Source organism: Porphyromonas macacae DSM 20710 = JCM 13914, from assembly GCF_000379945.1.
GTDB classification, from domain to species: domain Bacteria; phylum Bacteroidota; class Bacteroidia; order Bacteroidales; family Porphyromonadaceae; genus Porphyromonas; species Porphyromonas macacae.
Window position 1 is genome coordinate 44,677 of sequence record NZ_KB904126.1, and the last position, 21,736, is coordinate 66,412.

Sequence of the window (21,736 nt, forward strand, 5' to 3'; positions counted from 1 at the left end):
ATAAAGCACTGATTACAAATATAACGTTTTTCAATGCTTTCCAGTATGTCCGAAACCGCCCGAACCTCTTTCCGTATGCTCTAAAGAATCCGTTTGCTCCCACTCCACCACTCCATGACGGGCTACAACCATTTGACCGATCCGTTCGCCATCGTTAATTGTAAACGGTTCGTTCGAAAGATTTATCAACAAAACTTTGATTTCCCCCCGATAATCCGCATCGATAGTCCCCGGACTGTTCAAAACCGTAATACCGGACTTAAAAGCCAATCCGCTTCGCGGACGAATCTGCGCTTCACAGCCTGTGGGCAATTCAATAAAAAGCGCTGTCGGAATAAGTTTTCGCTCCATCGGCAACAGCACGACGGGCTCTTCCAAATTCGCACGCAAGTCCATACCGGCGGAGGCCGGTGTAGCATACTGAGGCAATGGATGATGAGATTTATTTACAACTCTCACGTTCAATTTATCCTGTGTATTCATCTTTATGTCATTTGTTTTCCGGCTCTTGCCAGTCATTATTCGATTTAATCAGAGCAATCAACTCTTCTACGGCTTCTTCTTGCGGTATTCCTTTCCGCACACATTCCTGCTGTTTATACAAATCTATTTTACCGGGGCTTCCTCCTACATAACCATAGTCTGCATCAGCCATTTCTCCGGGGCCATTTACAATACATCCCATGATTCCGATTTTCAAACCTTTCAAATGCGATGTAGCTGCTTTTATCCGGGCAATGGTCGATTGAAGATCATACAAAGTACGACCACAACCGGGGCAGCTGATATATTCTGTTTTACTCATCCGGAGTCTCGATGCCTGTAAAACAGCCAATTGCGTAGCAACTTCATCCTTGGCCGAAACATCGCTGTTCCGAAGCATTAGACCGTTGGCCCAGCCGTCCAAAAGAATCGATCCGGCATCGGCAGCAGCGAACAGACGATACCGCTCTATATCCGTTCGATAATCACGGCAAAGAACAACAGGATTTTTGATGCCTCTCCTCATCAATCTTACATACCCCAAACGCCATTCGCCAAGGGTATTTACCCCATGAGACCAAAGCATGATAACAGTCTCAGGGTTATTCCCTGCCTTACCGGCCAAATCTTCATCCCATGCCACAGCATCCAGTTCTACTGTATCTATTGTTATAGCCTTGCCCACTGCATGCAGTTTTCCATCAGAGTACAGGAAATCTGCCAGCTCTGCATCCTCCCTATCCGATATCACACACGGAGCAACCGAACCGCCGATAACGTTCCTTACGCAGAATGTTTGTCTTCGTCCTTCCATCCTATAGCTGTCATATTCCTGCCAATCAGGCAAATCGTCCGCCTCTATAAGAGCCTCGGCACGTTGCAGAATATAATCCCGAAGAGCAAATCCCACCGGTACCTCACACTCCGGGTCTTCACTCAGAGAAACACGTATCGTATCGCCTAATCCATCTGCCAGAAGGGAACCGATACCCACCGCACTTTTAATGCGTCCGTCTTCTCCTTCTCCGGCCTCGGTTACCCCCAGATGTAAAGGGAATGCAGGGTAATATCCTTCCCGTAACCTTTTATCCAATAATCTCACCGCCTGTGTCATAACCATCGTGTTGGACGATTTCATGGATATGACTATATTGTAAAACCGGTGTGCAATACAGACATCGAGATATTCCAAACAGCTTTCCACCATGCCCTCGGGCGTATCGCCATATCGCTGAACCATCCTTTCACTCAGGGAACCGTGATTAACCCCTATCCTGACGGCACGTTCCAAAGCCTTGGCACGCTCCACAAAAGCACCGAAACGTTCTTCAACCAGCCGATGTATATTATCGAAGTCCTCATCGGTCCATTCTCCCTTATGTCCTTTGGTATCGACATAATTACCGGGGTTGATGCGTACTTTTTCCACCTGCTCCAATGCTGCATCCGCAGCCTTCGGATTAAAATGAATATCGGCTACCAGCGGTTGGGTGTAACCGCCCTTATTAAGCCCCGCACGGATATACCCAAGATTGTTTGCCTCTTTTACACCCTGTGCAGTATAGCGTACGATAGAAGCTCCGGCATCGATTATGCGTTGTGCCTGCTCTATACAGGCATTCGTATCCATCGTCGAAACAGAAGCCATCGATTGTATTGCAATGGGATGTTTTCCCCCCACACATACCGTTCCGATACGGACTTCCACACTCGGACGCCTCACATATTTGCACGGACAGGGAGAATATATTGATGATTCAGTCATAGCGTTGTTCCATAAAATCTGATGATAAAGACCGTTGCATCAAAGCAGCAGTCTCCAATCTGCTAACCGTTTGTAATATAAAACAAACCGACCATACAACTTATCGCGAATAGAAATAGTTCATCGGATAAGCGTCTGGTCGGTTTTTTGTCGGCACAAAACCGGATGTCGTATTTCGGCTCAGAGCAGTCTTCGGACTAATTTGTTTTGTGATCGTATTTGACCTCTTTCAGGTCTTTATTCGCCTTAATCACCTTGTCCTTCAGACCATTCTTAAACTCGACCAATTTACTGGCCAACTGTTTATCGGCTGTCGCCAAAATCTGTACAGCCAAAATAGCAGCATTCTCGGCAGCATTAATTCCCACGGTAGCCACAGGAATTCCCGGAGGCATTTGCACGATTGCCAATAGCGCATCCATTCCCTTCAATGAAGCATCGATAGGTACTCCGATAACGGGGATAGCGGTCATCGAGGCTATAACGCCGCATAAATGAGCTGCCATACCTGCCGCAGCAATGATCACCTGCACCCCTCTCTCCTGAGCATTCATGGCAAAATCACGAACCTCCTCAGGCGTACGATGGGCAGATAACGCAAGCATTTCAAAAGATACCCCCATAGCGTCTAAACGCTTTGCAGCTTTTTCCATAACGGGCAGATCGGATGTGCTGCCCATAATAATGCTTACGCGCGGGGAATTCATTGAGCGATCAAATTATTATAATCATCGGCAGACAACAAACCGTCCAAGTCTTCCGTATTTGCAGGTTTGATTTTAATAATCCACCCCTTACCGTAAGGATCGCTGTTTACCAATTCAGGAGCATCTTCCAATTCGGCATTCACCTCAACCACTTCACCTTCAACGGGCATCATCAAATCGGATACGGTCTTAACAGCTTCAATAGAACCGAAAACGTCATCGGCGCTAAGTTGCTCTCCTTCCGTAGGAACATCTACATACACAATTTCACCCAACTCGCTTTGAGCATAATCAGTAATACCTACGTAAATAAAACTGCCGTCGAGGCGTGCCCATTCATGGTCTTTGCTGTACTTTAAATCTTTTGGAGTATTCATCTTTACAGAATTAATAATAAGGTTTAAAAACTATATCGTTTTTTGTCCAACAAATATAGGAAACTTTCACGGCCAAAACACTTTTTAGCCATGATATTTCTTTTTTAGCTGCTACTCTAAAGCTTTAAGTCGAAAATGACAATTTCACTCCTTGTGCCCATCCGGTAAGCAGGGCTTGCTGCACCAACCCCGCTACTGGTATATATCCGGCTGTTGCCTTGTTGATGCATACCGTATGCCAGAGAAGCATACTTCAGGCGCACCAGCATACCGAAAGGCCAGATTTGCCCTGCATGCGTATGTCCGCAAAGAGCCAAATCGACTTTGCAAGCCTCCAAACTATCCAAAGGAACAGGTTGATGGTCCAAAACGATTATCGCCTTATCCCGCACTCCTGCTCTGCCGGTCAATGAAGACAGGGATTCGCGCCGGATATTCGTTGCGTCATCTCGCCCTATTAAGCAGAATGCACTATCGGCAGGGAAAACGATATCATCCCGAAGTAGCGTTCCCCCAACCCGTGTAATCCATTGTATCTTTTCCTCCATATCAGCCCGATACTCATGGTTTCCCAATACATAATATTTTCCGTATGGCGCCTGCAGTTTTTCTCCAAGCAGATGAATAATTTCAGGAGTATATGCAAAATAGCCGAAATGGTCTATATGATCGCCACCCATCAGAATAATATCGGGGTTTTGAGACATAACCAAATCCACTATAGTCTTTACCTCTGACAATCCTATGGATTCACTGATATGCAAATCCGTTATCAACGCCACTTTCAGTTCACGTTTTTCCCGAATAAGAATATCTCTGCTTTCTCCCAACTCCAAAGAGAGAGTACGTACAACCGGCTCGGTAACACGCTTCTTTCCGAAATACATTCCGAACAGGGCGATCACAAAAGAAAGCAAAATAAACCCGGAAGAAATTCGCCTTATCTTTTTATCGTTTTCAATAGCATATCTAATGCGGTATCCCCGGAAGAAATACCGCCGGAAAAGATTGAGCAAAAGCACAGGCAACACCATCAAACAGGACAACAGGAAAAAACTGTTGCAATACTTCATGATCACTCCTAATGTTCGAATAGGAAACATATCCATAAAAACCCATCCGATAAAATAGATAAGGAGTTCGATACCCAATAATGCATACAGAAATACACGCCAGGGTCCTTTACGGGGAAATGTTTGCCCTATGCGATAGCCCAAATAAACGGATAAGATAAGTTGAACTAAAAATACAGTGCTAAATAATCTCATCTTTTTTCATTTAATCTATGACTTTTTCGGTTTCAGTCTCTAACTCGGCAGTATCGTGAGTCATTCTTTTCATTCTTCTTACGTGCCCGACCACAAGCGTTATGGCCAATGCTCCGGAAAGAGCATCGGATAACGGCAACGCCAACCATACACCAATCAATCCGCCGATTATGACCGGTAAGATAATCAATAATGGTAATAAAAAGATAACCTGACGTGAAAGACTTAACACCATGGCTTTCATGGGCATACCCATACTTTGAAAAAACTGGGTGGAAGAAATCTGAACACCGACAAAGACAAAAGCGCACATACCCACCCGGATAGCCGTAACAGTGTAGTTCGTAAGTGTCTCACTCGTTGTAAACAGTCTGGTCAGGGCATAAGGGAAGATCAAAGCGCTGAGCGCCGTAAGGCCCGAGACCGCGATATTAACCGAAAGACAGGTTTTAAACGTTTGGAGCACCCTGCCGTATAATCGTGCTCCATAGTTATACCCCACAATAGGTTGCATCCCTTGCGATATACCCAAAACGAACATGACTCCTATCATGGCAAAACTATTCAGAATACCGTATGCCGCAATAGCAATATCGGCATCCTGCGATGTAGAAGCATAACCGACAAAAGAACGGTTGATAACCACATTGACCACACTGCTGAGCAGTTGCATCAGAAAAGGAGATATACCGATAGATAAAATTTCCAGACTTTCCTTCCAAGACAACTTCATGGCCGAACGCCTGAATCGTACCAGACTGTTTTTAGAAAAGAAATGATGCATCACCCATACCGCAGATACAAGCATGGCTATAAACGTAGCCCATGCCGCCCCTCTGATACCCCAACCGAAACCGAAAATAAACAGAGCATCCAATATGATGTTTGTCAATGCACCTATAATCATAGTCCACATCGCCTTCTTTGGATAACCCGACGCACGCATAATGGCATTATAGCCGAAACTCAATGTTGTCAGAATATTGCCGGGTACAACGATGGTCAGATATTCTACGGCATAGGGTAAAGTCCGTTCGCTTGCTCCGAAAGCAATCAGAAGAGGCTTCATCCAAATCATCACAGGTACTATACAGAGCAACTGAGTTATGAGGGTCAAAATAATGGCATTTCCCAAAATAGCATCAGCTCCGTCACGATTATGTTTACCCAGATATATGGATACACGTGCAGAAGCTCCCGACCCGATAAGCATACCAAAAGCCTGCATGAAAATAAGAATAGGAAAAGTTATGGTCAATCCGGCAATGGCATATTCACCGGCCCCCTGGCCGATAAAAATACGGTCTACCACATTATAAAGCCCGTTAACCAACATGCCAATGACGGCAGGAATGGCATAATGGAGAAGAAGTTTAGGAATCTTCTCGTGCTCCAGCATTACTGTTCGGGGATCCTTAACCGGTATATCTGTATTATTGACATGCATATATGAAATATAAACCTTGACAGCCTCATAACCATGTTTTTACACACTACCCGTGTTTGACAAACAGAGAAAAGGCATGCAAGAAAAGAATTTCCCTATAAAAAAAGAACCAACCAAATGGCGGATGTACTGTAAAGTAACAAAGCGCAACTTGATTGGCAACCAAGAAAAAGCTCTTCCTCTTGGGCTTGAACCAAGGACCCTCTGATTAACAGTCAGATGCTCTAACCAACTGAGCTAAGGAAGAATATATCTTAAGAAAACCAAGCCGACCAGCTCTAAGCTCTTCCTCTTGGACTTGAACCAAGGACCCTCTGATTAACAGTCAGATGCTCTAACCGACTGAGCTAAGGAAGAATGTTTTACTTAAGCGTTGCAAAGGTATAACTATTTTCTAAAAATGCAAACATTACACCTCAAAAAAACAAAGTTTGCGCACTCCGGTATCAAGAACAACAGTCGGTACATTCCGGTTTTCAAGAGCAACATAGTTTACAATATCAGCAAGGCTCTATCCGGGGAAATCACAGCAGAGAGTATCACGGTTCTCTCTCATTGACAATCACTTACCTTTCAACCTCTTTCCAATAACATTTTCTTTGTCAGTTCTCTGCCTGACGGTTGAAAATTCTTCAGGCAAAGAAAAAAAATCCAAGTTAACTTCGTCAAAAATCCATTGCGCTAAGAATTTTCAACCGTCAGGCAGAGAATTTCCATCCATCAACGGAAGGTTTTTTGAAATTCCATTTTTCTTTATTTCACATCAAAGAAAAAGCAATGTTCCGAACACAATTTGTTCTCAGACAGAAATCCCAAAGCAGTTATCCGTTATGGCAGCAATCAATTTTCTTTTTCTATCTAAACTTATCTCATTATCTTTATAAATAAGACTCTACAAAATAAATAATTACACAACATAAAGCATCGACATGAAGAAAAGATTTGCTACGGTTGCGGGGATACTCGCTCTTTTCATGGCACAGACGACACCAAAACTTTATGCACAGCAATCAAGCTCTCATTTAATCGACAAAGGCTGGCGATTCAGCCGATCGGACAGCGAAGACAACAAGAACAAAACTTTTGATGACAGTAAATGGCAATGCATCGATCTGCCTCATGACTGGGCTATATACGGACCGTTCGATTACAAAAACGACCGGCAAAATCTGGCCATAACGCAAGACGGGCAAAAAAAAGCTATGGAGCATGCCGGTCGAACAGGCGGACTGCCATTCGTGGGCACGGGTTGGTACAGAACAAAATTGCACTTACCGGAAGATCTGAGCAACAAATACATAGAAATACGATTCGACGGAGCGATGAGCAATGCACACGTTTACCTGAACGAACACTTTGCAGGCCATTGGCCGTATGGATACAATTCTTTCTATCTGGATATCACTCCTTTTGTGAAACCCGGCAAGGATAATGTACTTGCCGTTCGCCTGAACAATGAGCACGAAAGCAGCCGCTGGTATCCCGGAGCCGGGATATACCGGGACGTTCATTTGCGTATTACGGATAAAACGCATATAAAAACATGGGGAACGCAAATTCAGACTCCCTTTATCGACGAGGATAAAGCAATCGTACACATAAATACCACTATCGAAGGACTCGAATACACCGAAAAACCACTAAACGTGCATCGGAGCGTCATTGCCCCAAACGGCTCTGTTATCTGGGACGATTTCGGACAAAATACGCTGTCAAAAAGTGCCCATAAAAATCTGCATGCCGGCCTGACGGTACATAAACCTCTTCTTTGGGATATCGGACAGCCGAATCTTTATAAATACACGGTTGCACTATTGGATGGGAAAACCGTGATCGATGCCGATACTGTTACCTTCGGTATCCGCAGTATCGAGCTAAAACAGAATGAAGGCTTTTTCCTGAACGGAAGAAAAATAAAATTCAAAGGTGTTTGCCTGCACCACGATCAGGGGCCTTTGGGAGCTGTGGCAAACGAAGCCTCCATGCGCAGACAGATTAGGATGATGCAAGAGATGGGAGCCAATGCCATACGCACCAGCCACAATATGCCCGACCCGAAATTCGTAAAAATCTGCGATGAAATGGGTATGATGCTTGCAGTAGAAACATTCGACAGTTGGGCTAAAGCCAAAGTACCGAACGGCTATAACAAGTTTTTTAATGAATGGCACGAGCGGGATCTTGTGAATATGTTGCACCAATACAGAAACAGTGCCAGCGTAATGATGTATTTCATTGGCAATGAAGTGGTCGAACAGCAAGATGTCGATGGTGCAAAAACAGCCTATATGCTACAGGCGATATGCCATCGCGAAGATCCTACCCGGCCTGTTTGCAACGGTATGGACGCTCCGCGTGAAGTAATGAACAGCGGTATGGCAGCCACAATGGATATTCCGGGCTTCAATTACCGTCCGTTCCTGTTCCCCGAAGGAAAGAAACGTTTGCCGCAAGGTTTTATCTTAGGCTCGGAAACTGCTTCGACTTTAAGTTCGAGAGGGGTGTACAAATTCCCGGTTAAACGCCGATCGATGCACAAATACAACGATCACCAAGCCTCTTCTTACGATGTCGAACACTGTGGCTGGAGCAATTTGCCGGAGGACGACTGGATGGTCCACGAGGATATGCCTTGGGCTATGGGCGAATTTGTTTGGACAGGATTCGACTATATTGGAGAGCCTACTCCTTACTACAGCGACTGGCCCAGCCACAGTTCGCTCTTCGGCATTGTGGATCTGGCCGGAATTCCCAAAGATCGCTATTATCTGTACAAAAGTCATTGGAACGAAAAAGAACATACGCTGCATGTACTTCCGCATTGGACCTGGCACGGACGCGAAGGAGAGATTACCCCCATCTTCGTTTATACAGACCATCCGGAGGCCGAAGTATGGATAAACGGTAAAAGCATGGGCAGGCAAAAGAAAGACTTTTCCATAGATTGGCAGAAAACAGAAAACGACGAAGATAAAAACAACCTGACACGCCAAAAACGTTATCGCCTGATGTGGACGAATACCGTATATAAGCCGGGAACAGTCAAAGTAGTCGCATATGACAACAATGGATTACCCGCTGATTCCGTAACGGTGAAAACAGCCGGTGCTGCGGAACGCATAGAGTTAGATGCAGACCGTAACACACTGAAATCCGATGGAAAAGATTTGGCTTTCGTAACTGTACGGATCGTAGATAAAGACGGAAATCTGTGCCCTACGGATAACCGCTTGCTCCGCTTCAAAGTCAAAGGGGCCGGAACTTTCAGGGCTGCTGCATCGGGCAATCCGGCTTCGCTGGATCTCTTTCACGAACCCAAACACCATGCATTCAACGGCATGCTCACGGTATTGGTACAAAGTAAGAAAGAAGCAGGCACAGCAGAGCTGACAGTCGAAGGAAAAGGTCTTAAAAAAGCCTCCGTCAAATTAGACATTCATCCCTGATCGTCAAAGACAAAAGGATACATTTCAGAAATAAAAGAAACAAATCAACGAACTTTTGCGCAGGATTTCATAAATTACGGAATCTTTCCGAAAAAGGTCTTTTCACAAATGGATTTAGATAAACATAAATAAGAATACATCATGAACAAAATTTTAGCAACAACAGCTTTCGTTATTTTGTCTTGCATCTGTTCATTACATGCTCAAACACCGGAGCGTATCGTAGTCAATGAGCAAGTCAATGCATCCTCGCAAGAACAAACGAATCGAGCGCTTAAATGGAAAGTGGCTATCGGGAGATTCTCCAATGAGACGCAATACGGCAAAGGAATTTTCTATGACAGGGAAAACGATCCGATGGCCAAGCAGGCATTGGACATTCTCTCAACGAAACTGAGCGCCTCCGATAAATTTATCCTGTTGGAGCGGGACGACCTTGATAAATTGGAAGCAGAGATAACCGGCGGAGGCGAGAGGCAACGGATAAATGCCGACTACCTGATTCTCGGTTCGATTACGGAATTCGGTAGAAAAACGACCGGGAAAGAGGGACTTTTCAATTCCGAAAAGAATCAAATCGTAGAAGCCGGTGTAAGCATACGTATCGTAGATGTTGCCACCGGATTGATTATCTATTCGGAAGAAGGTAAGGGTATGGCTCAGACAACTTCTAAAAGCACTTTGGGATTCGGAGGTAAAGCGGGTTTCGATGCCACGCTAAGCGACAAAGCGATTTCCGGTGCAATCGACATGCTTGTGGAAAACATTATTAATAAGTGCACCGACAAACCGTGGCGAACCTATATCATTAATGCAGATGAAGATGGCATCATTATAGCCGGAGGATCTACTCAGGGTTTGCGTCAAGGCGATGTTTTCGATGTTTTCTCACGTGGAAAAAAAGTGAAAAATCCGCAGACCGGTGTGACATTCGAACTTCCCGGGAAGAAAGTGGCGTCCGTAAAAATCGAAATGACAGGAGGAGATACCCCTGAAACCGAATTCTCTATTGTAACACTCACGCAGGGAGAATTCGATAAAAACAACTTCGGCCAATATTACATTCAAGAACGTAAATAAAAACGAACAATATGAAATCGATAAAATCCATCATCGCTTTGGTTACACTCTTGTCGGCAACCATAATCGGGCTTTCATCCTGCGGCTCAACAGCATCCGTAAGCGGAGGGCTCAATGACGAATCATTCATTATTGTTGCTGCTCAGAACAGATACCACAAACAGGAAGTTTTAGTGCATATAGACAAAGAAGCTCCTGTCTTAACGAAAGCACTCAGAAAAAATCAGGCAGTTCGTAAAGGAGATCGATTAATCGTTTCCCCGGGAAGACATCGCATAATGGTTGTAGACAAGATGGGAAACAAATTATTTGATAAAGATATTTTTGTATCTACACGCAACAGCAAAATAATCCGGATACCTTAACCTGAAAATCAAATAACAGCAATGAAAAAGAAACTCTGTTTATATACAGCAGGAATTATTGCAGCATCCATTCTTACCGGCTGCTTTCCATCAAAGCACCTTTACTCATGGCATGGATACGACAATGTTTCTTATGCCTACTATAAAACAAGGACTCCGGAAAGAGAACTTGAATTAATTGAAACATATGAGAAAATGATTCAAAAACAGAGTGGCAGCAGAAATATGGTTCCTCCGGGCATTTATGCCGAATACGGATATATTTTAGCCAGGAAAGGCAATGTGGAGAAAGGAATCCAAATGCTGGAAATGGAAATTAAATATTACCCTGAGAGTGAAGTCTTTATCAATAGAATCATTAAACAGCTACAGAAATGAACACCTTCGATAGCTATTTCATTAAAAAGCTACAGTCTTTCCCGCTATTAATCTTGATTTTGACAGTATTGACCGGATGCGGCACCTCGCTTACCCGAGAAGAATTATATCCGAAAATTCATGCAGAAAAACCGGTATCCATACTGATAATGCCTCCTATCAACCAAACGAACCATGTTGATGCAAAAGAATACTTCTATTCTTCTCTGATGATGCCATTGGCAGAAAAAGGCTATTACATATTCTCTCCATATTTATCTGAAGAACTTCTGCAACAAGAGAGTGCGAATGATGCCGAACAATTTATCGATACGTCTCTAAAGCCCTTCTTGAATGTATTCAATACCGATGCTGTTTTGTTTACAATCATAAAGAAATGGGATAAATCCGGTATTCTGTCTACAATCAACGTCGAAGCAGAATATATCCTGAAATCGGCGCACACGAATGAAGTGCTTTTCCGGCGCAATGCAGATATTGTTGTCGATTGCAGTGTAACTCAAAATGCAGGATTGTTGGGAATGGTGGCAAACGCTTTGGCCACAGCTGCTACGGACAAAATCGTAGGTGCACGTAAAACAAACAGTTTCATCGTCAGCGATATGCCGGAGGGAAAATATTCACCCATGTATGGTATAGATAAGAAACAAAGTGCAAAACCGCAAAACATAAGCGGTACCACCGTGCGCTAAAATACGTTTAGTTTACCGAAAAAGGACTTCCGGAATTGCCTCGGAAGTCCTTATGTTTTTATATAACTGCAATCTCGTTTCCGTGCTTTCAGGTCAGCCTTACTCTTACTTCGAGTAACCAGATAAACTCCTGTAAATACCAGAATAGCCGCCACTACTTTATCCAGAGTCAGCCGGTCTAATCCCAAAAGTAAAGCAAACGAAGTCGTCAGTACCGGCTGGGCATAATTATACGAACTGATTACCGTAGGGCGTAATGCTTTTTGTCCAATAGGCAACAACATATATGCAATAAAAGTGGAGAAGAAAACCACAAATCCCAATTGTAGATAAAACGTTAGATCGAAAGAACGCCATGCGGTATGAACAAAAGCGGGAGCAAAAAACGGCATAGTGATAACGGTAGAAATCAGAAACATCCATTTCATCAGAGTAATGGGAGAATAGCGGTCTATAATATCCTTAAAAAGCGTCAGATAGAGTGTGTAACAGAGCATAGCCATTCCGCATAATACATTTCCCAAGGCAGAAGATTGCCCCGAGTGCGTACCCTGCATAACTAAAAAGACCACACCGGTTGCTCCGACCAAAACCCCTCCGGCTTTCTTCAAAGTTATGGGCTCACGCAGGAATATGGCAGCCAATATCATGGTAATGATCGGGCCTAAGGTGGAAATAAGCGACTGATCTACCGGTGAGGTCATAGAGATACCCAATGCAAATATCCCCTGATTGCCTAATACGCCCAGCAATGATGCCGCAAGAATTTTATACCGATCTTTTTTTCTAACAGGTTCGCTCGGTAAAAAATAAGAGGTCAGCCAAAAGAGAAACGTGGCTCCGACAAAGCGAACCAGAATATGTACTTCGGGGGTGATACCGCCCGGCGACAATAAAATCTTGGAGAATGGCCCATTCAGGCCGAATATCAAGGTAGCAATAATCAAGGCAAGATGCCCGCGCGATTTCTTTACTTCAGTGGTCATTGTTCAGATATTCGATAGCTATCAAAGGTTTTTCAGGCAACAAAGATATAAAGAGACCTTTATACAGAAAGAAACGAACGAATTATTTATAAAACGAAATAAGGCTGTCCGCAGTCATAGACTTACAGACAGCCTCATCATTATATATGGTTTAGATTTGTATATTAGTTGCCTGACAACTTCTCTTTCAAAGCAGCCAATTGATCCAAATCTCCAAGAGTGGCTTTTTCCTGGTTCGTAGCATTAGAAGCAGCTACGGCACTCTTTTCTGCATCTTTCTGTGCATTATTTTCAGCACGCTCAGCCTTGGCCGCAGCACGCTGTTCGTCTTCAAACACACGGCTGTGTGAAACGATAATGCGCTTAGCTTCCTTGTTAAATTCAATCACCTTGAAAGAAAGCTTTTCTTCCAACTGAGCTTGCGAGCCGTCTTCTTTCACCAAATGTTTAGGAGTGGCAAAGCCTTCTACACCATAAGGAAGAGAAACAACAGCACCCTTATCCATCAACTCGATGATCGTACCTTCATGGATACTGCCCACTTTGAATACGGTCTCGAATACATCCCATGGATTTTCTTCGAGCTGTTTGTGGCCGAGGCTCAAACGACGGTTTTCCTTGTCGATTTCGAGTACCACGACATCCAACTCTGCACCCACTTGAGTAAATTCGCTCGGATGTTTGATTTTTTTCGTCCAAGAAAGGTCGGAAATGTGCACAAGACCGTCTACGCCCTCTTCAATTTCAACGAATACACCGAAGTTGGTAAAGTTACGTACCTTGGCCACATGCTTGGAACCTACGGGGTAACGCTCTTCGATACCTTCCCACGGATCTTGTTTCAATTGCTTCAATCCGAGACTCATCTTACGCTCTTCACGATCCAGAGTCAACACCACAGCTTCGATTTCCTCACCAACTTTCAAGAAATCCTGAGCACTGCGGAGGTGGTGTTGCGTCCATGACATTTCCGACACGTGAATAAGACCTTCCACACCCGGAGCAATCTCAACAAAAGCACCGTAGTCGGCCATAACAACCACTGTACCTTTTACCTTATCGCCAACTTTGATGTTAGGATCCAGAGAATCCCAGGGATGAGGGGTAAGCTGTTTGAGACCGAGAGCAATACGTTTCTTTTGTTCGTCGAAGTCGAGGATAACGACATTCAGTTTCTGATCCAGCTCAACGATTTCATTCGGATGAGCCACACGTCCCCAAGAGAGGTCTGTGATGTGAATCAAACCATCTACGCCGCCAAGGTCAATGAATACTCCGTAAGAAGTGATGTTCTTAACCACACCTTCGAGTACCTGGCCTTTTTCGAGCTTGCCGATGATTTCTTTCTTCTGCTGTTCGAGTTCTGCTTCAATAAGAACTTTGTGGGAAACAACAACGTTTTTATATTCCTGATTGATTTTAACAACCTTGAATTCCATAGTTTTGTCAACATACGCATCATAGTCACGGATAGGACGTACGTCGATTTGAGAACCGGGTAAGAATGCTTCGATACCGAAGATATCGACAATCATACCGCCCTTGGTGCGGCATTTGATGTAACCCTTGATGATTTCGTCCTTTTCCAAAGCTTCGTTAACACGATCCCATGAACGAGAGGCTCGAGCTTTGCGGTGAGACAGCACCAATTGACCACGACGGTCTTCCTGTGTTTCGATGAATACCTCTACTTCGTCTCCGACTTTCAATTCGGGATTGTAGCGGAATTCAGATGCGGGGATAGCACCCTCGCTCTTGAAGCCTACATCTACCAGTACTTCACGTTTACCGATCCGGGTTACTTTACCCATGGTAACCTCTTTTTCTTTGATCGCATTCAGAGTCTTGTCATAAGCCTCTTCCTGTTCCTTACGGGTAGCAGCGTTCAGTGAGTCGCCGGCTTCGAACTCATCCCAATTGAAATCATCTAAGGGATGAACATTTTTTAAGTTTTCCATTCAGTTAATTTTCTCGTTACTTTAATTTGTTAGACATTATATGGTCCAAAAATCGTTGCAAAGGTAACACTTCTTTTTCATATACAGTTACTTGCAAGTTGTTTTCAAACAAAAAAGAGGTGAAGTGCACAAAAAAACAGATTTTATCATAAAACAACGAAAAGATCGGAGCAACATCAAGCAAGACAGAGAACAATGACCGTTTGCTCTTTTTTTTTAACCTCCCCGAGTGTCAACTTTTTTCAGTACATGTCATTTTTGAAGGAGAAAAAGTAAATGAATTTCCCGTTTCAGGTCAGAAGAAACCCGATATCCAAAGGATATTGACTCCAAAATCCCAAGTTTTTTTTCGGATACTATAATATAATATGGTGTTCCGCGGGGTGTAGCCGGCACACAGTTCTATGCCAAAACAGATTACATTAAACGGCAATAAATATCGAATAAAAAGAATTTATTATAGAAATTATTAGATATTATACTAAAATATAGCTACGAAAAGACTATTTTTGCGAAACAATTATACCTAAACTAATTACTTGTCTTTTTTGATTATGGCAAAAGTTCTAACAATAAAAAAAGGACTCTCGCTCAAACTGAAGGGTGCTGCGCCACAGGAATACCTGTCTCCCGTGTCTGCCTGCTCAAGCTATGCACTGGTACCCGACGACTTTCAGGGTGTAGTCCCCAAATTATTGGTCCGGGAGGGTGATAAAGTTGCTGCCGGCGACGCAGTATTCTTTCATAAAAGGATGCCGTCCGTCATGTTCGTCGCTCCCGTAAGCGGCGAGGTAACAGCCATCAACCGAGGGGCCAAACGTAAAGTATTGAGCATAGAAATAAAGCCCGACGCCGAACAAACTTATCGAACAACGGATGTGAGCCGCGTGCCGTCGATGGGCCGTGAAGAGATCAGAGAGTTGCTCTGCAAAAGCGGTCTGTGGGGTTTTATGCGTCAAAGACCTTTCGATATCGTACCTGATCCGGCGATCGTTCCGCGCGACATCTTTATCACAGCCAATTTCACAGCTCCATTGGCACCCGATTTCGATTTTCTGGCAAAAGGTCATGAATCTGAAATACAACTGGCACTCGATGTACTGGGCAAATTGACTGACGGCAAAGTGTATCTGGGCACCAAACCCGGATCGCTCACCGGCATACAGGGAGTGGAACATTACGAAGTAAAGGGTGCACATCCCGCCGGTCTGGTGGGCGTGTTGATCAACAAAGTGAAGCCGGTCAACAAAGACGAAACGGTATGGACACTGAAAGCATCCGACCTTATCGTTCTGGGGCGTTTCCTCAAAACAGGCAAACCGGATTTCTCAAGAACGATTGCCATAACAGGCTCCGACGCCAAGGAACATGGCTATGTAACAGTCATACCGGGAACCAATATCAAAGAAGCCTTTAGAGGAAGACTTACAAAAAAAGAAACGCACGAGCGTGTGATCGACGGCAATGTATTCACAGGCGTAAAACTTACCGAAGAGCGCCCATTCATCAGCTTTGCCTGCGATCAGATAACCGTCATACCCGAAGGTGACGATGTAGATGAAATTTTCGGGTGGATAGCCCCACGCACCGATCAGTATTCGGTCAGCCGCTCATACTGCTCATGGCTGCATCCCAACAAAGAATATGCACTTGATGCACGTATCAAAGGAGGAGAACGTGCCATGATCCAGAGCAACGAATATGACAGAGTGTTTCCGTTCGACATTTACCCGGAGTATTTGCTGAAAGCTATAATTGCTTTCAATATCACAGATATGGAAAACCGCGGTATTTACGAGGTTGCACCCGAGGACTTCTCTGTATGCGAGTTTGTGGATTCATCCAAGATGCAATTGCAGGAAATCGTCCGCAAAGGTTTGGATCTGCTTTATAATGAGATAAACTAATTGTTTCACCTTCAAAAAAACAAGACATTGAACGCTTTAAGGAAAAAACTTAACTCGATGAAACCATCCTTTGAACCGGGTGGTAAATATTCGGCGCTCCGGTCCGTGTTCGAGGGTTTCGAAACATTCCTGTTCGTACCCAACACCACATCCAAAAACGGAGTGCATGTGCATGATGCCATGGACAGCAAACGCATGATGATCATCGTATGTATCGCATTGGTTCCTGCACTCTTATTCGGTATGTACAACGTGGGTTACCAACATTATCTGGCCATCGGCACGCAAGCCGGCTTTTGGACACTTTTCTTCTACGGTCTGCTGGCAGTTCTTCCTAAAATCATCGTATCGTATGTAGTGGGTCTGGGGCTGGAATTCACGTTTGCCCAGAAGAAAGGCGAAGAAATCCACGAGGGTTTTCTCGTTTCAGGTTTGCTAATTCCAATGATTGTCCCCATCGACACACCTCTCTGGATGATTGCGGTGGCAACAGCTTTGGCTGTAACTTTCGCAAAAGAAGTTTTCGGCGGTACGGGATACAACGTATTCAACGTAGCTCTGGTAACACGTGCCATCCTGTTCTTCTCCTACCCTGCTGCCATGAGCGGTGACTCCATTTGGGTAAGGACAAGAGCAACTGCAGGCATAGGTGAAGGTCAACTAACAGATGCCTTTTCCGGTGCTACGCCGTTAGGTCAGATTGCAACGGCAGGCAACCAAATGCCCGACATTATAAATGTGGCAGGCAATCCTTCTTCATTGCTGGATGCTTTCTTAGGATTTATTCCCGGCTCCATCGGTGAAACGTCTACACTCTGCATCCTAATCGGTGCATTTATCCTGATCTGGACAGGTGTAGCAAGCTGGAAGATCATGTTCTCAGGCCTCCTTGGTGCCACATTCATGGCTCTCGTGTTCAACGCTTTCGGCACCACGGCTGCAATGCAGGTTACTCCGCTGATGCACATGGTATATGGCGGGTTTGCTTTCGGTTTGGTATTCATGGCAACAGACCCCGTAACATCTGCAAGGACGGAAACCGGGAAATGGATCTATGGATTTTTAGTGGGACTGATGGCCATCTTTATCCGTGTTCTGAACCCGGGCTATCCCGAGGGTATGATGTTGGCCATTCTGTTTATGAATGCTTTTGCTCCGCTAATCGACTATTTTGTGGTGGATGCCAATGTGCGTAAACGTCTGAAACGTGCCATCATTGTCAAAAAAGCCTAAACAACAAAGCCATGAATAGAGATAAAAATTTATATACGATCATATATGCTTCGGTAATGGTTGTTATCGTAGCCATATTGCTGACTTTCACGTCTACTTCTTTACGCACTAAACAACGTAATAACGAACAAATAGACAAAATGCAGCAGATTTTACGTGCGGTAAACAAGCCGATGACCAACAAAACCAAGGTCATAGACGCATACAAGGACATCATCAAACAGGAACTTCTGGTAAAGACCGACGGTACCGTAGTGGAGACTTTCGAAGGGGATGCCATCGGTAAAAACGAAGCCTTTAAGATGAATACGGCCAATCAGTTCAAATTATTACAGAAAGAAGATAATTTGCCGTTGCCCCTCTATGTAGCAGAAGTGGACGGCAAAAAATATTTTGTTTTGCCTTTGAACGGAGCCGGTCTTTGGGGGCCTATTTGGGGGTACTTGTCTGTCGATGCCGAAAGCGGCTCCACGGTTTTTGGTTCTGACTTCAGCCATGCCAGCGAAACACCGGGATTGGGTGCAGAAATAGCCACCTTAAAGTTTTCTTCGGAGTTTAAGGAGAAAAATATTTTCCGCGAAAATGAATTTAAGAGTATCAGCGTGGTGAAACCGGGACAATCACTGTCCGACCGAGATTATGTAGACGGTATTTCGGGTGGCACACTGACCAGCAACGGCGTAAACGACATGCTTCTTCATTCGCTGATGCCTTTCAAGGAGTTTTTAATTAAGAATAAACAACAGCAATAATCGTTATGGCAAAGACAAAGAAAAAAGACATTCTACTAAATCCTATTAGTAAGAATAACCCTATTCTGGTACAGATGCTGGGTATTTGTTCTGCATTGGCGGTAACGGCCAAATTGGAGCCAGCAATCGTAATGGCTATCTCGGTGACTGCTGTTATTGCTTTTGCAAACGTTATCATATCTCTTTTACGGAAAACCATACCCAACCGTATTCGTATCATCGTACAACTGGTTGTTGTGGCTACGCTGGTAACCATCGTCAATGAATTACTTAAAGCTTTCGCTTATGATGTAAGCAAACAGCTGTCGGTGTTTGTAGGGCTTATCATTACCAACTGTATTCTGATGGGACGTCTGGAAGCCTTTGCTTTGGGCAATACTCCCTGGGATTCTTTTTGGGATGGTGTGGGCAATGGCGCCGGCTATGGTGTGATTCTGATTATCGTAGCATTTTTCCGTGAACTTCTGGGTTCGGGAACGCTCATGGGCTTCTCCGTAATACCGCAATGGTGTTATGACAATGGCTACGTAAACAACGGCTTGATGATTATGCCTCCCATGGCTTTGGTCATCGTGGCTTGTATTATATGGGTGCACCGCAGCAGAAATAAAGATTTACAAGAACAGTAAGAATCTCTATCAATAGAGAACTAATCACGAAATAACCGATAAGAAATGGATTATATCAGTTTATTTGTCCGCTCCATTTTTGTGGACAATATGGTTTTTGCCTATTACTTGGGGATGTGCTCGTTTTTGGCTGTTTCCAAGAATGTCAAAACGTCTTTAGGGTTGGGGCTTGCTGTTACTTTTATCTTGACATGCACGCTCCCGATTAACTATATGTTGGAGAATTATGTATTCAAAGAGGGAGCATTGGCATGGTTGGATCCCAAATATGCAAACTTGAACCTCTCGTTCCTTTCGTTCATCATATTCATCGCTGTGATTGCATCTTTTACTCAGCTTGTGGAAATGATCGTGGAGCGCTTCTCCCCCACTCTTTACAATTCTCTGGGTATATTTTTACCTCTTATTGCCGTAAACTGCGCCATTTTGGGTGGCTCTCTATTCATGCAGCAGCGTGAATTCATCAATGCCGGCATGGCCACGATTTATGGTTTCGGCTCCGGCATAGGCTGGCTCCTGGCCATTGTGGGAATGGCAGCAATACGCGAAAAGCTGCAATTTTCCAATGTACCCAAACCTTTGCGCGGTCTTGGTATTGCATTTATCATCACAGCATTAATGGGAATGGCTTTCTTAAGCTTCTCAGGCGTAAAACTGTAAGTAACAAGATAGAATAATTAAAGAATACTCAATAAAATGAATGAAATCATAATCAGTGTGATTGTATTCTTGTTGATCACACTCATCTTGGTCGTTTCGCTGCTTGTGGCAAAGTCAAAGCTCATTCCTTCCGGTAATGTGACCATCACGATAAACGATGACAAAACATTGGAAACACCCATGGGAGGCACATTGCTGAATACACTGCAAAACGATAACATATTCCTTTCATCGGCATGCGGAGGCAGCGGCAGTTGCGGCCAATGCCGCTGCCGGGTTGTTCAGGGTGGTGGCGAGATATTGCCCACGGAAACCGGTTTCTTTTCGTACAAAGAGCAAAAAGACCATTGGCGACTGGCCTGCCAAACGAAAGTAAAAGAGAATCTCAGCATCATTATTCCGGAGTCGGTTTTCGGGGTAAAGGAATGGGAATGCACAGTACTTTCCAACAGAAACGTATCTACATTCATCAAGGAATTTGTGGTAAAATTACCTGAAGGGGAACACATGAACTTCAAGAGCGGAAGTTATGCACAAATCAACATACCCAAATATCATATACAATATAAGGACTATGAGATTTTGGATAAAGACGGTAACGATCGCTTCCGTGCAGACTGGGATAAATTCGGCATGTGGTCTCTGCAAAGCAAAAATGAAGAAGAAACCGTTCGTGCCTATTCCATGGCCAATTATCCGGCCGAGGGCAATATCATTACCCTGAACGTACGTATCGCTACTCCTCCGATAGACAGAAACACACATACCTGGGCAGCAGGCATCCCGGCAGGTATATCTTCTTCATATATCTTCTCTCTGAAACCGGGAGATAAGGTGAGGATGAGTGGCCCCTACGGCGACTTCCATATTCACGAAACCGATGCGGAGATGTTATTTATCGGTGGCGGTGCCGGTATGGCCCCGTTGCGTTCGATGATCCTGCACTTGTTCAACACCGTACACACAAAACGAAAAGTGACATTCTGGTATGGAGCACGTTCCAAACAGGAGATTTTCTACGAAGAAGATTTTCGAAAAATCGAAGAAGAAAATCCGAATTTCTCTTTCCATATTGCACTCTCTGCAGCATTACCCGAAGATAACTGGACCGGATATACCGGTTTTATCCATCAGGTAATCCATGATCATTACTTAAAAGATCATCCTGCCCCCGAAGACATTGAATATTACATGTGCGGTCCCGGCCCGATGGCAAGTGCCGCATTGAAAATGCTCGACGATCTGGGAGTAGAACGCTCTCAAATCTATTTCGATGATTTCGGTTAGAGCATTTTTCGAAAAAACACCTGTATTCATAAAGGGGCTGTGTCAAAATTCATTTTTGGGGCAGCCTCCTTTTTTTATTCCTCATCCAACGACAAAGCCCCAACTTTCACAAGCTAGGGCTTCGTTCGTTCACTAAGTTTGAGTAACTTAGCAAATATCAATTACTTAATGAATACAAAGTTACACTTTCGTCCTTACATATCCGACCCCATCCTGCTATTTCCTGCAGAACTTGGTCAAGATATTGATGCCAATGACCCTGTGCGCCTGGTCAACAGCATTGTAGATTCGCTGAATTTAGAATCAATCCAAGGTC

The 21,736-nt window shown here is 44.2% G+C and carries 19 protein-coding genes and 2 tRNA genes; 11 read left to right on the forward strand and 10 right to left on the reverse strand.

Features of this window, described 5'->3' with window-relative positions; genetic code table 11:
• Positions 1 to 30: 30 nt before the first annotated feature.
• The 8 genes from dut to A3GI_RS0103915 form a co-directional block, all read right to left on the reverse strand.
• On the reverse strand, positions 31 to 483 hold the full coding sequence (dut, locus tag A3GI_RS0103880) for a dUTP diphosphatase (protein WP_018360168.1): 453 nt from the start codon (positions 481 to 483) through the stop codon (positions 31 to 33).
• A gap of 7 nt (positions 484 to 490) precedes the next feature.
• Positions 491 to 2,248, reverse strand: a complete 1,758-nt coding sequence (gene ispG, locus A3GI_RS0103885) for a (E)-4-hydroxy-3-methylbut-2-enyl-diphosphate synthase (protein ID WP_051074580.1) — start codon at positions 2,246 to 2,248, stop codon at positions 491 to 493.
• A gap of 197 nt (positions 2,249 to 2,445) precedes the next feature.
• On the reverse strand, positions 2,446 to 2,955 hold the full coding sequence (purE, locus tag A3GI_RS0103890; protein WP_018360170.1) for a 5-(carboxyamino)imidazole ribonucleotide mutase: 510 nt from the start codon (positions 2,953 to 2,955) through the stop codon (positions 2,446 to 2,448).
• Positions 2,952 to 3,332 (reverse strand): glycine cleavage system protein GcvH, encoded by a 381-nt coding sequence (gene gcvH / locus A3GI_RS0103895; RefSeq protein WP_018360171.1) that lies wholly within the window; start codon positions 3,330 to 3,332, stop codon positions 2,952 to 2,954. The genes purE and gcvH overlap by 4 nt, the downstream gene beginning before the upstream one ends.
• 116 nt (positions 3,333 to 3,448) lie before the next feature.
• Positions 3,449 to 4,600: a metallophosphoesterase gene (locus A3GI_RS0103900; RefSeq protein WP_018360172.1), complete on the reverse strand. Its 1,152-nt coding sequence runs from the start codon at positions 4,598 to 4,600 to the stop codon at positions 3,449 to 3,451.
• A gap of 10 nt (positions 4,601 to 4,610) precedes the next feature.
• A complete protein-coding gene (locus tag A3GI_RS0103905) occupies positions 4,611 to 6,047 on the reverse strand; it encodes an MATE family efflux transporter (protein ID WP_018360173.1) in 1,437 nt (478 codons plus the stop codon).
• Positions 6,048 to 6,220: 173 nt separating this feature from the next.
• Positions 6,221 to 6,294: transfer RNA gene (locus A3GI_RS0103910), tRNA-Asn, on the reverse strand.
• Positions 6,295 to 6,330: 36 nt separating this feature from the next.
• Positions 6,331 to 6,404 (reverse strand) — tRNA-Asn (locus tag A3GI_RS0103915).
• Between the two features lie 617 nt (positions 6,405 to 7,021).
• Here A3GI_RS0103915 and A3GI_RS0103925 point away from each other — a divergent pair.
• The 5 genes from A3GI_RS0103925 (at position 7,022) to A3GI_RS0103945 (ending at position 12,008) form a co-directional block, all read left to right on the forward strand.
• Positions 7,022 to 9,493, forward strand: coding sequence for a glycoside hydrolase family 2 TIM barrel-domain containing protein (locus A3GI_RS0103925; protein WP_244861545.1), 2,472 nt, complete (start codon positions 7,022 to 7,024; stop codon positions 9,491 to 9,493).
• A gap of 141 nt (positions 9,494 to 9,634) precedes the next feature.
• Positions 9,635 to 10,573: a CsgG/HfaB family protein gene (locus A3GI_RS0103930; RefSeq protein ID WP_018360176.1), complete on the forward strand. Its 939-nt coding sequence runs from the start codon at positions 9,635 to 9,637 to the stop codon at positions 10,571 to 10,573.
• 11 nt (positions 10,574 to 10,584) lie between these two features.
• The gene (locus A3GI_RS0103935) at positions 10,585 to 10,938 is read left to right on the forward strand and encodes a hypothetical protein (protein ID WP_018360177.1); all 354 of its coding nucleotides are present in this window, start codon (positions 10,585 to 10,587) and stop codon (positions 10,936 to 10,938) included.
• A 21-nt stretch (positions 10,939 to 10,959) separates the two neighbouring features.
• Complete coding sequence (locus tag A3GI_RS0103940) at positions 10,960 to 11,316, forward strand: DUF4810 domain-containing protein (protein ID WP_018360178.1); 357 nt, start codon at positions 10,960 to 10,962, stop codon at positions 11,314 to 11,316.
• On the forward strand, positions 11,313 to 12,008 hold the full coding sequence (locus A3GI_RS0103945; protein ID WP_018360179.1) for a GNA1162 family protein: 696 nt from the start codon (positions 11,313 to 11,315) through the stop codon (positions 12,006 to 12,008). Before A3GI_RS0103940 ends, A3GI_RS0103945 begins: the two co-directional genes overlap by 4 nt.
• 50 nt (positions 12,009 to 12,058) lie before the next feature.
• Here the strand turns inward: A3GI_RS0103945 and A3GI_RS0103950 are convergent, their stop codons facing one another.
• Together A3GI_RS0103950 and rpsA are read right to left on the reverse strand one after the other, a co-directional pair.
• Positions 12,059 to 12,994: a DMT family transporter gene (locus A3GI_RS0103950; RefSeq protein WP_018360180.1), complete on the reverse strand. Its 936-nt coding sequence runs from the start codon at positions 12,992 to 12,994 to the stop codon at positions 12,059 to 12,061.
• 164 nt (positions 12,995 to 13,158) lie between these two features.
• The gene (gene rpsA / locus A3GI_RS0103955) at positions 13,159 to 14,952 is read right to left on the reverse strand and encodes a 30S ribosomal protein S1 (protein WP_018360181.1); all 1,794 of its coding nucleotides are present in this window, start codon (positions 14,950 to 14,952) and stop codon (positions 13,159 to 13,161) included.
• A gap of 554 nt (positions 14,953 to 15,506) precedes the next feature.
• Here rpsA and A3GI_RS0103965 point away from each other — a divergent pair.
• From A3GI_RS0103965 to nqrF, 6 genes are read left to right on the forward strand one after another with little or no spacing between them, the layout of a single operon-like run.
• A complete protein-coding gene (locus A3GI_RS0103965) occupies positions 15,507 to 16,859 on the forward strand; it encodes a Na(+)-translocating NADH-quinone reductase subunit A (protein ID WP_018360183.1) in 1,353 nt (450 codons plus the stop codon).
• Positions 16,860 to 16,886: 27 nt separating this feature from the next.
• Positions 16,887 to 18,092: an NADH:ubiquinone reductase (Na(+)-transporting) subunit B gene (gene nqrB / locus A3GI_RS0103970; protein ID WP_025079543.1), complete on the forward strand. Its 1,206-nt coding sequence runs from the start codon at positions 16,887 to 16,889 to the stop codon at positions 18,090 to 18,092.
• A gap of 11 nt (positions 18,093 to 18,103) precedes the next feature.
• On the forward strand, positions 18,104 to 18,844 hold the full coding sequence (nqrC, locus tag A3GI_RS0103975) for an NADH:ubiquinone reductase (Na(+)-transporting) subunit C (protein WP_018360185.1): 741 nt from the start codon (positions 18,104 to 18,106) through the stop codon (positions 18,842 to 18,844).
• A 5-nt stretch (positions 18,845 to 18,849) separates the two neighbouring features.
• Entirely contained in the window at positions 18,850 to 19,473 is a 624-nt protein-coding gene (locus tag A3GI_RS0103980; protein ID WP_018360186.1) for an NADH:ubiquinone reductase (Na(+)-transporting) subunit D, read from the forward strand.
• Positions 19,474 to 19,518: 45 nt separating this feature from the next.
• Positions 19,519 to 20,133: an NADH:ubiquinone reductase (Na(+)-transporting) subunit E gene (gene nqrE, locus A3GI_RS0103985; protein ID WP_018360187.1), complete on the forward strand. Its 615-nt coding sequence runs from the start codon at positions 19,519 to 19,521 to the stop codon at positions 20,131 to 20,133.
• A gap of 36 nt (positions 20,134 to 20,169) precedes the next feature.
• Complete coding sequence (gene nqrF, locus A3GI_RS0103990; RefSeq protein WP_018360188.1) at positions 20,170 to 21,420, forward strand: NADH:ubiquinone reductase (Na(+)-transporting) subunit F; 1,251 nt, start codon at positions 20,170 to 20,172, stop codon at positions 21,418 to 21,420.
• Positions 21,421 to 21,736 lie beyond the last annotated feature (316 nt).